This is a genomic window from Pedobacter ghigonis (genome assembly GCF_903166585.1).
Classification (GTDB): Bacteria; Bacteroidota; Bacteroidia; order Sphingobacteriales; family Sphingobacteriaceae; genus Pedobacter; species Pedobacter ghigonis.
This window is the reverse complement of the sequence record NZ_CAESCM010000007.1, coordinates 62207-78094: the sequence shown is the minus strand read 5'-3', so window position 1 is coordinate 78094 and position 15888 is coordinate 62207. Positions and strand designations below refer to the sequence as shown.

Sequence of the window (15888 nt, the reverse complement as noted above, 5' to 3'; positions counted from 1 at the left end):
ACTATGATTTTCTACTTCACCACCTGCACCCATTTGCCCGGCTGAGTCGCCGAAATATCATTGTTGTACATGGCTTCGCACTGCACGGCCGACAGGTAATATTTACCCAGATAAGAGGCGTTTAGTAATACCTTATAAACCAGACTTTCGCCTTCTCTCACATTGAAATAAGTGAAAACGCGGTCGTCGCGGATATCCTGATAATTAAAAGGAGAGGAGGCCAGCATACTCTGGTTATCGTTTACGCGGGTATTGATAATCTCCCAACCCGAAGGGAAAATCTGCGTTAAAGCCATTTGCTCGTATAAGCCCATTTTACCAGGATTTTTAACAGTAACTTCGGCATAAAAATCAGTTCCCTGTTTTATCGTGGTTGGATCGATCACCGTTCCGTTTAAGCGTTTGTAGGTTACATTCATATCCAAAACATCAGGTCGGTTAGGCAGGAAGTTGTTCCGGCCGGCAATAGGCTGGCCCGCTAAAACTAAACGAACAAACAGTACATTATTACCATTATTGGTAACTGAGGCTGTGCTGCCTTTAAAGTTTACCGGCGTACTGTTTATGTACTGGTTGCTGTTAACGGGGGCTGATTTTCCATCTAATACATATTGGTACTGCAATTTGCTCGACGACTGGTTTGTACCACAGAATTTGGCAATGGCCAATAAGCTATATGCGGTGGTTTGGGTACTGTACCAGGTATTCTCGCCTAATTTTGCCGCTAAAGGCTGTAGCAGGCTTGCTGCTTTAGCTTTTTGGCCAAGTAGGGTAAGGGTTTCTAAAATCATCGCCTGATCGCGGATATCTGAGCCATAGGTGCCGCCCAGTTGTTTATAGGCCTGCACGGAGGTATCTAATCCGCGGATCATGTTTTGTGCCACCTCGTTTTGCCCGGCCAGTTTATAAGCTGCAGCCAAACGCCATTTGGCAGCTACCGATAAATATTCAAAAGCTTTTAATCGGTTCATAGCTGCCATTTCAGGTTTTTTAGCCAGGGCAAGCATATATAAACGATAAGCCTGCGATAAATCGCCACCGTAAAAATTATTACTGTTAGGTGCCCAGTTTGCTGCTTTTGATTTTTGGTAGCGTAAAAGGTCTTCGAGCAGGCCAACCGGAAGCGTGTAACCTGCGTTTTGTGCCTCAACCAGGAAGTGACCTGCATAGTTACTTCCCCATTCGTCGGCACTGCCTTCGCCAGGCCAGTATGAGAGGCCACCTTCGGTAGTCTGAAAACCTTTAAGCCTGTTAATGCCTGCTTTAATGTTTTTCTCTGTGGAGGCCTTTTGCTGTTCATTAAGCGCAGTCAACCTATCGAGATACAATTGCGGGAAAATGCCTGAAGTAGTTTGCTCAATACAGCCGTGAGGATATTGAATGAGGTAGCTTAACCGTTTGCTGAGGCTAATGGCAGGGATCGATGACACTTCTAGTGCGCCGGAATTGGTTCCGGTCATTCCGATTGGCTGGTAGTTTACCGCCCATTTGGTGTGCGGTTGAACCGTTGCCGATACCACATTGGTTACATAAGGATTCGGATTTCTGATATCCATTTCCACATCGTAATCGGTACGTTCGCCGGCACTCGTTGCAATAACCTTTACTTTCGCAATGCCCACAGTATTCGGCGCTTTAACTTCAAAGTAAGCCATCTGTTCGCCCGTTTGCTTGTAATAGAGCTGCTGCTTATTGGTTCCCTGCACAATTAAGTTACTGGCCTGCAACTGTACCGAAACATTTTTGAGGTTAGCTTCGGTAGCAAAAACAGTTACCGGAAGTGTAAAAGTTTCACCAGGGCCAATTACCCGGGGTAAAGTGGCCAACACCATTAAAGGTTTTTTAACCTGAACAGCTTTCTCGGCAAACCCATAAGCGGCATCCTGACCAGCTACTCCCATCGCCCTTACCGAGCCGATATATTGTGGCAATTTAAATTTATGGGATTTGTTTTCGCCTTTGCCAATGGTAAATGGTCCCATAAATTTAACTACGGCTTTAAAACGGTTTGCTTTGGCCGGGTTGAGGTTTTTATTGATGCTTCCATCACCACCTATGCTTAAAATCCGTTCTAAATTTCCTCCCCAGGCTCCTAAAACATAGTCAAATAAATCCCAGGTTTTAACGCCTAAACCTTCGCGGGCATAAAAGGCGCTGTGCGGATCGGGTGTTTTGAAACGGGTAAGATCGAGCAAACCTTCATCTACCAAAGCAATGGTATAAGTCATGGCTTTACCGTTTTGCTCACCTACAGTAATGGTATTTTCAGTCTCCGGCTTAATTTTATCTGCCATTTTAATGGTTGGCTTTAAAATGGTTTGCGGATCTTCAACCGAAAGCGGAATGGCTCCATACATGCGAATTGGCAAGTCGTTTACCGTTTGGGCATGCGGCTGCAGGAGCGTAATGTTAGCGAAAACATTTGGTGCCATTTCTTTCTCTGCTTTAAATTTGAACTGGGTTTGTCCGGCTTTGGTATCTACCCAGAAGGTTTTAAGCACTCGGCTACCATTTTCAATTGAAATCAACGCCCTTCCATCTTTTCCGGTAGGGATGGTGAGTGTAATATCTTCACCCACTGTAAATTTCTCTTTGTTGGCGGTGAAAGAAAGCATAGAGGCTTCGGTTGGGTTGCTTCCCTGCTCGCGTTGTGCCCAGCCCGGCCAATCAATATAAACAGATTTACCGGTAACATGGCCACCATTGATATCGCGTACCAAAATCAGATAGCGGCCCCATTCGGGCTCATTAACCCGTAAATTCCAGCTTCCTTTGCCGTTGGTAAGGTTAACCTGATGACTTTCTACCAGTTTGTTGTACTGGTTTTGGGTAAAGTTGGCATAAGTGTACTGATCGTCTTGTTCCCACCACCAGCGCCATTGCGTTTTATACAATTCTACCTGAACAGTTTTGTTGCCGCTTAGCAATTTGCCATCGGTATTTACATTTACAATTTCTATTTTATGATCCTGCCCGGTAACCAGCATGCCGCTTAAGCGGTCGCCTTTTGGCGGACGAACACCCAGATAGCTGCTATACACATGGTAGGGAATACTGAAGTTATCGATACTGAAATTGCCTCCGGGTTCGAAAACTTTTGTGGTAAAGTTAGCCCTGAGTACGCCTGGTGCGGTGTTATTTTCGTTTAGGTTAGTGTTAACCTGTGCCAAACCATTTTGATTTAAGGTGCCTTCGAATATCGTTTTAACCTGCGATTCGAAATTAACTGTAGGGTTATCGAAGCTAAAGTCCTCAAAGCCTTTAAATTTAGTTTCGGTAGTGTTTAAGTTAACGTCGACTTTGGCTTTCAGGTTTTGGGCAACAGCGCCGAAAAGCCACTTGGCCGAGAGGGTAGCAGCAGAGGTACCGGCAGTTAAATAGGGGCGGTTACCTACATTGAAATCAATTTTAAGGCGGTTAGGCATTACCGTCTCAATTTTGAGCGTTTTCGTAAAGGTTGCTCCACCTGCTTTTACTTTCGCCATCCAATTACCAGTAGGCGCGGTATTATCGGTTGCCGTTTTAAAAGTATAGAAGCCGTTGAGCGGTTTACCATTAATCAGCCGTTTATACAATTGACCTTTCGGGTTGTAAAATTCCATGGTTACGGGGTAGTTGGCCGGCAGTTTCTTTAGCTTATCTTCTAAAACAAAGGAAACAAACAGACTATCGCCCGGCCGCCAAACGCCACGTTCGCCATAAATAAAGCCTTTTAACCCACTTTGCACTACATCGCCACCAACATCGAAGCGGCTTAGCGGTAGGGAACTACCATCATCGAGTTTTAAATAACCACGTTCTGAACCATTTTTGGCAATCAGTAAAAACGGCTGGCGTTTTAAATCAAACCTGGCTAATCCATCTCCATCGGTTTTGGTGGTGAAGATGATCTGTTTCTGGTAATCCATCAATTCCAGGTTTACGCCGCTTAATGGTTTGGCCGTTAATAAATCGGTAGCTACCACCAGCATCGAATTGTCGTTGCCTCGTTTGGCAACCAAACCAATGTTCGAAGCAATTAAATTCCTGCTCGCCCAGCGCTGGTTGGTGTAAAATGACGGGGTACAAGGATTGTCCTTATCGTTCCACCTGTAGTTTGATGGGTAATAGTTGTTATAGCGTTGCCAGAAATCGTCGTCTTCATCAATTTTTTCGCCATAGCCTTCATAATCTCCATATTCGGCTCCATCTTCACCCTCATCGGCCTTTTCTTCGCCAGCTTTGCAGTTGTATGCATTGTATTCCTGCCTGAAAGCAATGGTAACGCGATACATGGCCCCAGGCTCGGTGCGGATCATTTTATCCAGATCGAGTGTAAAACGGTTCTTTTTGTGCAGATTGAGCGCTTTATCCTCATCTAAACGTACTGTTTTTTGCAAAATAGGCTTGGCCACCCTGCGCAGTTCGTTGCCATCTTTATAGCTGTTCGTCTGGAAGAATTGCGGGATATTATTTTCGTAAATCTTAATAACAGTTACATCTACTGCTTTCAGGTTAATGGCTTCGAAAGGTAAAACCAGTTTGCCCGAATTAGGTAAAATAGATCCACCGCCTGCAATGGTTACCGCAGGTAGCTTATCTTCGAAAACCAGATTGGCCATTTTACCGGTTGCCAGTTTTTTGCCATTGATGTTTTCGATACCGGCGTTTGCATTCAACGCATAATTGCCTTTCAGTTCTTCAGCAGCGTAAACTTTAACCTGACTGGCATCAATGGTGTAGCGTAAATCGCTTAAATTACCAAGTGAGATCATACCGGTTAGATCTTGACCAACGCCAATGGGCTCAGAAAACTGTACCAGGGCATAATCTTCTTCCCCTTGAATGGCTTTAATGTCAAGAACTTCAAACTTGTTCAGCGCCGGAACCCTGATTTCTTCGCTGCCTTTTTGCTCTGCATCAATAGCATCACCATCCCAGTCTATTTTTAAAGTCTGGTCGCTGCCGGTTTTTTTAATGCTGTCGATCGTAAATTTTGAGGTGTTTTTAGCGGGATCATGCTGCCATTTCACCTTTAATTTCTGGTCGAAATCCAGTTCTATCGTTTTTTCTATCTTACTGGTTTCTTCTACATCGGCTGTAGCCACTTCACCAGTTAATTTCATGTAATCGAGTGCGGTATTGTTTTGCGAAACCAAGCCGTTTTGCGTGAGCATAATCCCCGGCGTGATTACTTTAAACTCAAAGTCGAAATCTTCGAAGCCCTTTTCCGTTGCCGAAACTTCGGATAGTTTAAAGGTGGCTTCGTAGTTTTTGCCTGGTTTAAGGTTTTCGTCAGGCCTGAATTCTATGGTTTGCGGGTCAATCCAATAGGCTTTTCCAGAAATTGAGGGCGAGAAATCGAACAGATCGCGCGAATCGGCTTTGCCCAGATCCTGCATACCCGTTGCTGCATTGGCCAGGTGCACACGGATAAAACTTTTTTTGGAGATCGTGCCCGAGGTATAGGCCTCAATGTATTTGGCATAAGCCTGGTTTTCTTCGTTAGTTTTTTTCTTCTTGTTAAAATACACAAAAAGAATAGCGGCAATTGAAACAAGGAGCAAGCCGCCGAAGATAATTTTTTTCTTTGTTGATGATCGGTAACTAGATGGATTTTCCATAGGTGCTTTAGGTAATTTGAATGAAAAATAACTAAAATTCACGTTAAATAGCATAATGTGGAAAATTAGCCCCGGCTAACTTGTTCCTTTCCATTCAATTGGATAAGTTTACAGCTGTTAACCAAAATAATCCCTTATGATCAAGAAAATATTTGTTTTATCTGCTTTACTTTTAGGTACTGTACATTTTTCTTTCGCACAAAAAACTGAAGTGGAAGCAGCTGTAACGAAATTAACTAAGCTGATGGTTACACCGGATAGTTCGGCCCTGGATAAGTTAATTTTAACCAATTTAAGTTACGGACACTCGAGTGGAAAAATCCAGACCAAGCAGGAATTTCTGCACTCGTTGCTTTCGGGCGAATCTGATTTTGTCGATATTAATTTAACCGACCAAACGGTTATCCTTCAAAATAAAACGGCCCTGGTTCGTCACACTTTAAGCGCGAAAACCAATGATAAAAATGTACCGGGAAATGTGAAATTGTATATCCTGCTGATTTGGAGCAAAGAAAAGGCAGGGTGGAAGTTGCTTGGCAGACAAGCGGTTAAGGTACCTTAGTTTAGTTCGGAGTTGGGAGCTTGGAGTTTGGAGTTTGGAGTTTTCAGTTCTGGATGCAGAAATAGTGATATTGCGAAGATTCTAAACTTAGTTTGGAGTTTTCAGTTTTAGATGTAGCATTAGCTACATGCCTGGAAACTCCAAACTCACCACCCCAAACTCCCAACTTATTTAATCATCACCCCAGGCCGATTTACCAGCGGGATTTTAATCAAATTAGAATCGATAATACTTTCGGGTAGGAAAATGAATTTCTTGTCGTAAATAGTGCCATCGATATAATAGCTAAGCCAGTATTCGTTGGTTAAGCCAAAAACTTCAGGATCAATTGCTTCTACGCCGGAAAAAGATTGTGCATCCATATCGCCAATAAAATGCCTTAAAACAGAAGTTTTAACCTGTTTTCCATCCTTTTCACCATAACCTTTCGAGCTGATTAATACGTTAGTAATGGCCTCGTTTTTTAAGTTAACAAGGTAAACGGTCCAGTTTTTTACCTCTGGTGTTTCGCTCATCAGCACAACGGCCATGGCAATATCTTCAACTGTATTTTCTGGTAAGTCTGCTTTCAAGTGGGTTAACTGTTTAAGCTGGTTAATCGGTTAATTGTATAATTATAGAATTTTGAATGATAGTATTACTTATCCTATCATCCAAAAATCCTTTCATCTAAAACTTATTTCTTCTTAGCTACAGCTTTTTTAGCGGGAGCCTTTTTCTTTGCAGGTGCTTTTTTCTTCGTTTCGAAGGCATTTGGCACTTGTTCTACAATCATCTTTTTAACTACTTCCAAATCAATATCAGCCAGCTCTTCTGGTGTATATTTTTGTTTGGTAGCCTCGTTGTTTCTCAGTTTCAGCATCAGTTTGCCAAAACGGATAAACGGTCCCCAACGGCCATTTTCGATCGATATTTTTTCAGCATCCCAGGTTTTAATGTACCTGTTCGCCTCTTTTTCTACTTTTTTACCAATTAAGGTTTCAATATCGGCTTGTGTAAGATTGTCGAAATCGTAACCTTTAGCCGGGATATTGATAAATAAATCGTTCCATTTAATAAAAGGACCAAAGCGCCCCTTTCCTTTGGTTACACCTAAACCTTCGTAATAGGCGATAGGTGCATCATCATCCATTTTCTGACGGATAATTTCAACAGCCCTTTCGTAAGTAACCGACAGCGGCTCCTCGTTTTTAGGCAATGAAATGAAACTTTCGCCCCACTTTACATAAGGTCCGAAGCGGCCAACACCAATTACGACTTCCTTACCCTCAAAATCAGGCAACTGGAATGGTAATTTAAACAATTCTAAAGCATCTGCTAATGCAATGGTGGCTACCGATTGGTTGCGCATTAAGCTTGCATAACGCGGTTTTTCTTCCTCATCAAGCTCGCCAATTTGAACCAGCGGACCAAATTTGCCCACTTTGGTATAAACGTTTTTACCAGTAGCCGGATCAACGCCCAATAAACGTTCGCCAGTGGCGCGTTCAGCCGTTTCCAGCGTTGTTTCTACTTCAGTATGGAAAGGGTTGTAGAAAGAATGGAGCATTTTAGTCCACTCTTGCAAGCCCTGTGCAATCTCATCGAACTCTTTTTCTACTTTGGCCGTGAAATTAAAATCAACAATTCCTTTAAAATGTGCTACCAGGAAATCGTTTACCACCTCACCAATATCGGTAGGGAAGAGTTTAGACTTTTCCGCTCCGGTAATTTCTGATTTGGTTTCTTTTTTAACTTCGCCATTGGCTAAAGTAATGGCTGTAAACTTACGTTGTTTACCATCGCGGTCTTCTTTTACCACATAACCACGGTTTTGAACCGTAGAAATGGTAGGTGCGTAGGTAGACGGACGGCCAATACCCAGTTCTTCTAATTTTTTAACCAGACTGGCCTCTGTATATCTTGCTGGCGGACGTGAGTAACGTTCTGTAGCCTGCATTTCTCTTAAAAATAATTCCTGTCCTTTAGCTAAAGGAGGTAAAATAGCTCCGCCTTCTTTTTCTTCGCCCTCTTCATCATCGGTTGATTCGAGATAAACTTTTAAGAAACCGTCAAATTTCAATACCTCACCCTCGGCAACTAAATGCTCTTTACGGGTTGAAGCGGTAATCTGTGCGGTGGTTTTCTCAAATAAGGCCTCGCTCATTTGTGAGGCGATTGAACGTTTCCAGATCAAATCGTATAAACGTTTCTCGGAAATGTCGCCATCAACAGTATGTCTGTCGAAATAAGTTGGACGGATGGCTTCGTGAGCTTCCTGTGCACCGGCCGATTTGGTTTTATAAACCCTTGGTTGGTGATATTTTTCGCCATAGGCCGATTTTATTTCGGCTGCTGCAGCATTTATAGCGGTTTCTGACAAGTTTACCGAGTCAGTTCTCATGTAAGTAATCTTACCCGCTTCGTATAATCTTTGGGCAACCTGCATGGTTCTGGCCACCGAAAAACCTAATTTTCGTGAAGCTTCCTGTTGTAGGGTTGAAGTGGTAAAAGGTGCTGCCGGATTACGTTTCGCCGGTTTGGTTTCCAAACTGCTAATGGCGAAGGTTGCATTGGCACAATCCTGAAGGTATTTTTCAGCATCAGCTTCGCTTTCGAAACGTTGTGGCAATTCGGCTTTAACCAGTTCTCTTCCTTTGCCTGTAGTAAACTGGGCAGTTATTTTATAGGCTGCAGCAGCATTAAAGTTTAAAACTTCTCTTTCTCTATCTACAATTAAACGTACGGCAACAGATTGAACACGGCCTGCTGACAAAGATGGCTTTACCTTTTTCCATAATACCGGCGAAAGCTCAAAACCAACCAGGCGATCTAAAACACGACGGGCTTGTTGGGCATTTACCAGATTATAATCGATGCCGCGCGGACTATCGATGGCTTTTAAAATGGCAGGTTTGGTGATTTCATGAAAAACGATACGCTTGGTTTTTTCTACTTTAAGGCCTAAAGTTTCGAATAAGTGCCACGAAATGGCTTCTCCCTCGCGGTCCTCATCTGATGCTAGCCATACCATTTCGGCATCCTTGGCAAGCTTTTTCAATTCGGCAACCACATTCTTCTTATCGGCGGGTACCTCGTAGGTTTGGGCAAAATTATTTTTAATATCAATTGCCATATCGCCCTTCACTAAATCACGGATATGGCCATAGCTAGACTTCACCAGGAAATCTTTGCCTAAATAGCCTTCAATAGTTTTAGCTTTTGCGGGTGACTCGACGATTAGTAAATTTTTTGCCATGAAATACGTTTTTGTGCAAATAAAGCTATAATTAAAGCATAAATCAAAACCTGATTAAAATTTAATACAAATTTTTTGCTGTTTTTTTTAGTGATCGTGGTCATTTTTTTGAAAAAACGGCTATAAACGAGTGGTTTTAATCCCTTTTTTAGAAAGCAATAACCGGGGCGCTTGGATTGCTTTAGCTGCTTATGGAGATGAAACACCGGACCGATGTTTTTTGCAATCTCCCTGGTTTATAAACCCGATTAGACGGATGCTCCCGATTTTTCTATCGGAGCAGGAGGGAAAGCGGGGCTGTTGCCGCCGAAATGTTGCTGGCTTTCCTTTTCAAAATATCCTGTTTATGGGTGAACGATTACTCTTTTTAGCCATCCATCTTACATTTTACACGAACTTTACCCGGGTCGAAACTATTTGTAGCTATATTCGTATATAAAATAAAAAACGATGATAAGCACAATTTTAATTCTACTCAACTTTTTGGTGCCGAACCCGCCAAAAAATGTTTACGATTTCAGCTTTAAAACCATTGATGGTAAGGAAATTAAACTATCGAAGTTTAAGGGCAAGAAAATAATGATCGTAAATACAGCTTCTAAATGTGGATATACCCCACAGTATGAAGACCTCGAGAAACTTCAGAAACAGTACGGTAAAAAGGTGGTATTAATCGGATTTCCGGCTGGAAACTTTGGCGGTCAGGAATTTTCGACCAATGCCGAAATTAAAGAATTTTGCACTGGCAAGTACAATGTTTCATTTTTATTGGCCGAGAAAAGCAGCGTAAAAGGCGATGATATTAGCCCATTGTTTAAATACCTGACTTCGCAAACCAATACAGAGGAGCAAGGCGACATTAAATGGAATTTTGAGAAATTTCTGATTAATGAAAAAGGAGAATTGGTACACCGTTTCCGTTCTAAAACAAAACCTACTGATGAGGTGATTACTAAGAACCTTTAAAGGAGGGATGAGGTAAGATGGAAGATGGATGATGTGAGATGGAATGATTTAACCTTACATTAAGATCGCAAAAGAAAAGGTAAAATGAAATTTGGCGTTATTCCATCTTTCATTTTACCTTTTTCATTTATATTAGTTTCGTTCAAGAACGGTTTTCCAAACAATTCCGCTCAAAACTGCTCCTGCAATTGGTGTTACAATGAATAACCAAACCTGGCTTAGGGCTTGTCCGCCAACCAATATTGCCGGGCCGATACTACGCGCCGGATTTACCGATACCCCTGTTACTGGTATGCCTACAATGTGTATAAGCACCAAACTTAAGCCAATGGCTAAGCCGGCAAAACCACCATTGATGTTTTTGGTAGAGGTAGAACCAAAAATTACCAGTAAGAAGATAAAAGTCAATACCACTTCGGCAATTAAGCCAGCCTGTAAGCTATAGTGCTGAGGCGAAAGGGCATCGAAACCATTTTGGCCAAGGCCATTTGCCGATAGCGAATATTCGGGTTTGCCAGAGGCAATAAGCATGAGGATAAAAGCACCCGCAATGCCACCCAGAATTTGGGCCACAATGTAATATGCTGCTTCTGAAGCTTTCATGCGACCGGTTACAACCATACCTATGGATATGGCCGGATTAATGTGGCAACCGGAAATATGACCAATAGCATAAGCCATAGCCACCACCGAAAGGCCGAACGCAAATGAAATGCCCAACAAACCAACGCCTGTTGTACCATTGGCACCTGCTATTACTGCACTGCCGCAACCCATTAAAACCAATACTAATGTGCCCAGAAACTCGGCACTGAATTTTGAGATTTTGCTTGTCTCCATATAATTATTATTTAAGGTTTACACATTATATTGGGGACGACAATGTATTCGAATATAGAAAAAAATAAACATATATGGAATAAAATTTTGTTGGGCTTTTTTTGCTTAATTGGATTTATAGCAAAAAATAAGGGGCTTAAATCCTTAAGCCCCCTAATAAACCAAACAAACTATTTATGAAGTATAGATATAACCCCAATTTGGCCTAAATGTTTTATGGAAGAAATGAATTAAATCATGATTTATTATGTCGTTGCCTGTTTTTAAACGGTATGTGTTTATATTACAGGTATCTAAGACTTAGCACGCAGAAAACGCCTTGTTTTTTTTGACTTTAAGATGTTAAAATAGGTTTAACTGGTCGGGCTGGTAAAGTTCGGGGCGAAAAACATAAGCTTGTGCCGCGTTTTGGTCGGCGCTTACATAATACACTTCTGTTTCCTCGTATCTCGAAGCCACTTTAACAAAAGTATCGCCCGCTACGTTTTTAAAAAGATTTTCTACCAGTTCAGGATCGTTGTTGTCTTTTGATAAATGGCTCAACAATAAATGGCTCATATACGCCGGTTTATGGTTTGTAAACAGCTCGAGTGCCTGAGTATTGCTTAAGTGACCACGGCCGCCCATGATTCTTTGTTTCAAAAAATAAGGGTACCTGCCGTTTTGCAGCATCTGTGTATCGTAATTGGCCTCCAGAAATGCGGCATGGCAATCTTTGAAGTGGTGAATCAGCCGATCGCAAACCGCGCCAATATCGGTAAAAACCCCAACTTTAACCGTGTTGCATTCAATAGTGAAGCTGTACGGATCTGCTGCATCGTGGAATTTAGAAAAGGCTTCGATTCTTAAATCGCCTATCTGGATAGTTTGCAGGTGGCTTAACGAAAAGGTATTACCTGCATCGAGTAAGAGGCGGCTGCTTTTTAACGTTGGCGCACTAATGTATACCGGAAGTTTGTGTTTTTTAGCGAAAACGGTCAGGCCTTTGATGTGATCGCTGTGCTCGTGTGAAATAAAAATGGCTTTTATTTTGTCTACCGCCAGGCCTAAACGTGCCATTCGTTTTTCAACTTCCTTGCAGGTGAGGCCTACATCAACCAAAACAGCTTCGTTATCGTTACCTATATAGTAACAATTACCATTGCTGCCCGAATTGATGGAAGTGAAATATAGTGCCATTTGAGGCTTGCAAGATACGGCTTATTTGCCGAAGGAAAAAAGAAAACTATACACGGCTACCGTTATGCTCTACCAATCGGGAAAGCAAGGGCAGGAAAGCCTGGATGAGGTTAATCTCTTCTGAAGAGAAAATTTTTTCCATGGTTTGCACCAGCCATTCTTCTTTAATTTTACGGGTAGCGATGATGTGCTTTTGGCCCAGTTTGGTTAATCCGATAAATACCTTGCGTTTATCTTCTTCACTAGGAAAACGCTCCACGCATTTGGCCTCATGCAGGCGGTTAATGATTTGCGAAATGGCTTGCTTAGATACCCTTTCCAGATCGGCCAGCTCGGTAGATAGCATTTTACCATGCTGCTCCAGTAGCGACATGGTAAGCAGTTCGGCGTTGCTAAACTCAGAGCTTACGTTCTGTTTGCGCAACTGCCGGGTTAAACGGGTAACGGTACTTCTTAAACGGGCAGCAATATCTTGTGTTTGCGTTGGCATATTAATGGTAAATAAACTTTACAAATATAAGCTTTAAAATTTATACATGAATGCATTGTTTTTGAAAAGAGCTTTGTTTTATGATGTTGCTGTGATAAAACGGGGCGGATTTGATTTTATACTTTAGTCGAAAAATTCTATTTTTGTAAAGTTACTTTACTATTTTAAACATGAGTATTTTTCGTTCACTAAGGCATTATAATTACAGGTTATTTTTTACAGGACAGGCTATTTCGTTAATTGGAACGTGGATGCAGCGTGTAGCCATTAGCTGGTTGGTTTACCGCTTAACAGGTTCGGCGTTTCTTTTAGGGTTGATTACTTTTCTAAGTCTGATTCCCTCATTGGTACTGGCACCTTATGCGGGCAGCTATGTAGACAGGCATAATAAATATAAAATTCTGGTCATCACGCAGGTGATTTTAATGCTCCAGGCAGGGGCCCTGGCCTTAATGATCTGGTTTAAGGTGTACGATATGTTCTGGATTGCGGCACTCTCGCTGGTGCAGGGTTTGGTAAATGCTTTCGATGTAACGGCACGCCAATCGTTAATGGTAAATTTAATTGATGATAAAGAAGATTTACCAAATGCAATCGCTTTAAACTCTTCGATGTTTAACGCAGCAAGGTTAATTGGGCCAGCTTTGGCCGGGGTAATTTTAAGTACGCTCGGCGAAGACATCTGTTTTCTGATCAACTTTGTGAGTTTTATAGCCGTTTTGGGATGTATGGTGATGATGAAGCTCAAATTAACGGAGCACAAAAAATCGGCAGAAAATATATGGATCGACTTAAAAAAAGGTTACGATTATTTAAAAGCATCGCCTGATCTGGCTTCGATGGTTTTAATGATGGCCGCATCGAGCTTGTTGGTTATTCCGTTTACCACTTTGTTACCCGTATTTGCAAAGGATATTTTTAATGGAAACGCCACCACTTTTGGCTGGTTTGAAAGTGCAGCGGGCTTTGGTGCTTTCTTTGGTGCTATTTATATGGCTACTTTAAGGGCAGGGCAAAATCTGCAAAAAATAGTGATGATGTCGGGGATTTTATTGGCCATATCGGTAGTGGCACTGGCTATTTCGCCATCATTAATTCTGGCTTTAATTTGTACCGGTTTAGCTGCTTTGGGTTTAATGGCGCAAACCTCATCTATAAACACTTACTTGCAAACCCACGCCGATGATTTAATGCGTGGCAGAACGCTCAGTTATTACATTATGGCATACCAAGGTGTATTGCCTATCGGGAGTTTGTTAATGGGCTATTTGGCACACCTCTTCGGAACCCAGGTGGTGGTAGCCTTTGAGGGGATAGCCGGCTTGCTTATTGTCGCCGCTTTTTCTTATAATGAAAAGCACAGAAACCAAATTAATTTTTCACCATATAAGGCACGTTAAAACATTTAGGTTGTTCTTTCTTAATGGTCTTAACTTCTTAATGATGACTTTTTAGCCTCTTAGACACCTAAGGACATTTAAGGGGAGCATAGGCGTGCAGTCTTCTGACTCCGGACTTTTTACCATGTAAGGTATATAAGCGCATTTAAGCTGTTGTTTTTTAATGATGGCTTTTTCACCACCTTAGACACGTAAGGGCATTTAAGGCGAGGAGCGTAGGTGTGCAGTCTTCCGACTCAGGACCTCTGACTTTTAACCATATAAGGCATGTAAGAACATTTAAGCCGTTGTTTTTATGATGGCTTTTTCACCACCTTAGACACCTAAGGGCATTTAAGGGGGAGCATGGGTTTGCAGTCTTCCGACTCCGGAGCTCTGACCCCGGACTTTTAAGGTATTAAGGGTATTAAGTTTTGTGCAGGCATCTTATCGCATTTATACTTTTATGACCTTTTATGTCTTATATGGTTAAATTATAAGATAGATCTCAGGAAATCAATCACCTAATCATGCACAATCAGTTTGCAATCGACCATAACTTTCTGATAGTTTTCCATATCAATTTCCTTGTTGATGAGCTGAAGCAAAAGTTTGATGGCATTTTCACCAACCGATTCGGGGTTTTCTTCAACTGAGGCAATTGGAGGTGAATCTAAATAGCTGATAAAAGAAGTATTGCCAAAACCGATGCATTCAATCTTGTCTAAATTGGGATGGTTTATCGATCTCAGGTATTTAATGGCATCGAACAAAATGGGTTCCTTGAATGCAACCAGGGCAGTAGGTGTATCTTGTGGGTTGGCAAAAAGGTTCTGGATAGCCGAAATTGTATTTTCCTTATCGAAATCGGTATAGGCAACCAAGTCAGCCGAAAAAGGCACGCCATTATCTTTCAGGGCATTAATATAGCCATTAAAACGATCGTGGGTAAAATTGATCATTTTTGGTCCGCCCAGATAAGCTATTTTTTTATGCCCACGGTTAATTAAAAACTGAGTGGCTTTATAGCAGCCCTGAAAGGTGTTACCTAAAACTTTATGACAGCTTAAATTAAAACTCGGGTTGCGGGTATAGTAAACCACCGGTATACCCATGTTTTCGAACTGATCGAGGTGGGCGAAATCCTGCGTATGTTTAGAAATGGCTACAATAAGCCCGTCAACGCGGCTGCGCAGTAACATGTTGGCCGATTGGATTTCCTTCTCAAGGTCATCGTGCGATTGGCTGATGATTACATTGTATCCGTTCTGGGTAGCAAATTGCTCTACACCATAAATACTGCGGGTAAAAAAGTGGTCTAAAAGATTGGGTAAGATAATACCAATAATGCGCGATTTTTTTTCCTTTAAATTAATGGCCGATTTATTGGGTGTAAAATGTAATTCGCGAGCCATCTCCTGAACACGTTTTTTAGTGTATTCATTTATTGTAGGATAGTTATTAAGGGCTTTTGATACTGTTGATACTGACATCTTTAACTTTTCAGCCAGGAACTTCAGGGTAACAGGGGTATTGTTCGTCATCTTTTCCAATCTCAATGCATAGTTAAGAAAAAAAACGCAATTATTTCAAACGTTTGAAATGAGTTTCAATTGATTTTATGGCCTTTT

Annotated in this window: 10 protein-coding genes; 3 read left to right on the top strand and 7 right to left on the bottom strand. The window is 41.8% G+C overall.

From position 1 onward, the window contains the following. Nucleotides 1-11: 11 nt before the first annotated feature. Entirely contained in the window at nucleotides 12-5603 is a 5592-nt protein-coding gene (locus tag HWV58_RS11870) for an alpha-2-macroglobulin family protein (RefSeq protein ID WP_175634306.1), read from the bottom strand. A gap of 136 nt (nucleotides 5604-5739) precedes the next feature. On the opposite strand from HWV58_RS11870, the gene HWV58_RS11865 reads away from it, so the two are divergent. Then, on the top strand, nucleotides 5740-6165 hold the full coding sequence (locus HWV58_RS11865; RefSeq protein WP_175634305.1) for a nuclear transport factor 2 family protein: 426 nt from the start codon (nucleotides 5740-5742) through the stop codon (nucleotides 6163-6165). 167 nt (nucleotides 6166-6332) lie between these two features. Here HWV58_RS11865 and HWV58_RS11860 read toward each other — a convergent pair whose 3' ends face one another. Both HWV58_RS11860 and topA read right to left on the bottom strand, forming a co-directional pair. Beyond that, nucleotides 6333-6737 carry a hypothetical protein gene (locus HWV58_RS11860; RefSeq protein WP_175634304.1) on the bottom strand — a complete coding sequence of 135 codons (405 nt, stop codon included), beginning with the start codon at nucleotides 6735-6737 and terminating at the stop codon, nucleotides 6333-6335. 104 nt (nucleotides 6738-6841) lie between these two features. Then, a complete protein-coding gene (gene topA, locus HWV58_RS11855; protein ID WP_175634303.1) occupies nucleotides 6842-9403 on the bottom strand; it encodes a type I DNA topoisomerase in 2562 nt (853 codons plus the stop codon). Nucleotides 9404-9853: 450 nt separating this feature from the next. Here topA and HWV58_RS11850 point away from each other — a divergent pair, with 450 nt between their 5' ends. Further along, the gene (locus HWV58_RS11850) at nucleotides 9854-10369 is read left to right on the top strand and encodes a glutathione peroxidase (protein ID WP_175634302.1); all 516 of its coding nucleotides are present in this window, start codon (nucleotides 9854-9856) and stop codon (nucleotides 10367-10369) included. Between the two features lie 132 nt (nucleotides 10370-10501). Here HWV58_RS11850 and aqpZ read toward each other — a convergent pair whose 3' ends face one another. The 3 genes from aqpZ to HWV58_RS11835 all read right to left on the bottom strand — a co-directional run bounded on the left by aqpZ (nucleotide 10502) and on the right by HWV58_RS11835 (nucleotide 12878). Further along, complete coding sequence (gene aqpZ, locus HWV58_RS11845) at nucleotides 10502-11209, bottom strand: aquaporin Z (protein ID WP_175634301.1); 708 nt, start codon at nucleotides 11207-11209, stop codon at nucleotides 10502-10504. A 342-nt stretch (nucleotides 11210-11551) separates the two neighbouring features. Beyond that, nucleotides 11552-12388, bottom strand: a complete 837-nt coding sequence (locus HWV58_RS11840) for an MBL fold metallo-hydrolase (protein WP_175634300.1) — start codon at nucleotides 12386-12388, stop codon at nucleotides 11552-11554. Nucleotides 12389-12434: 46 nt separating this feature from the next. Beyond that, entirely contained in the window at nucleotides 12435-12878 is a 444-nt protein-coding gene (locus HWV58_RS11835; protein ID WP_175634299.1) for a MarR family winged helix-turn-helix transcriptional regulator, read from the bottom strand. A gap of 170 nt (nucleotides 12879-13048) precedes the next feature. On the opposite strand from HWV58_RS11835, the gene HWV58_RS11830 reads away from it, so the two are divergent. Continuing rightward, on the top strand, nucleotides 13049-14278 hold the full coding sequence (locus HWV58_RS11830; protein ID WP_175634298.1) for an MFS transporter: 1230 nt from the start codon (nucleotides 13049-13051) through the stop codon (nucleotides 14276-14278). A gap of 503 nt (nucleotides 14279-14781) precedes the next feature. Here HWV58_RS11830 and HWV58_RS24285 read toward each other — a convergent pair. Then, a complete protein-coding gene (locus HWV58_RS24285) occupies nucleotides 14782-15801 on the bottom strand; it encodes a LacI family DNA-binding transcriptional regulator (RefSeq protein ID WP_262890327.1) in 1020 nt (339 codons plus the stop codon). Nucleotides 15802-15888: the final 87 nt, after the last annotated feature.

Bases quoted from the DNA above. Each gene is read 5' to 3' on its own strand.
- HWV58_RS11835 (WP_175634299.1), bottom strand. From the start codon at position 12,878: ATGCCAACGCAAACACAAGATATTGCTGCCCGTTTAAGAAGTACCGTT.
- HWV58_RS11830 (WP_175634298.1), top strand. From the start codon at position 13,049: ATGAGTATTTTTCGTTCACTAAGGCATTATAATTACAGGTTATTTTTT.
- HWV58_RS11865 (WP_175634305.1), top strand. From the start codon at position 5,740: ATGATCAAGAAAATATTTGTTTTATCTGCTTTACTTTTAGGTACTGTA.
- HWV58_RS11850 (WP_175634302.1), top strand. From the start codon at position 9,854: ATGATAAGCACAATTTTAATTCTACTCAACTTTTTGGTGCCGAACCCG.
- aqpZ (WP_175634301.1), bottom strand. From the start codon at position 11,209: ATGGAGACAAGCAAAATCTCAAAATTCAGTGCCGAGTTTCTGGGCACA.
- HWV58_RS11840 (WP_175634300.1), bottom strand. From the start codon at position 12,388: ATGGCACTATATTTCACTTCCATCAATTCGGGCAGCAATGGTAATTGT.
- HWV58_RS11870 (WP_175634306.1), bottom strand. From the start codon at position 5,603: ATGGAAAATCCATCTAGTTACCGATCATCAACAAAGAAAAAAATTATC.
- HWV58_RS24285 (WP_262890327.1), bottom strand. From the start codon at position 15,801: ATGACGAACAATACCCCTGTTACCCTGAAGTTCCTGGCTGAAAAGTTA.
- topA (WP_175634303.1), bottom strand. From the start codon at position 9,403: ATGGCAAAAAATTTACTAATCGTCGAGTCACCCGCAAAAGCTAAAACT.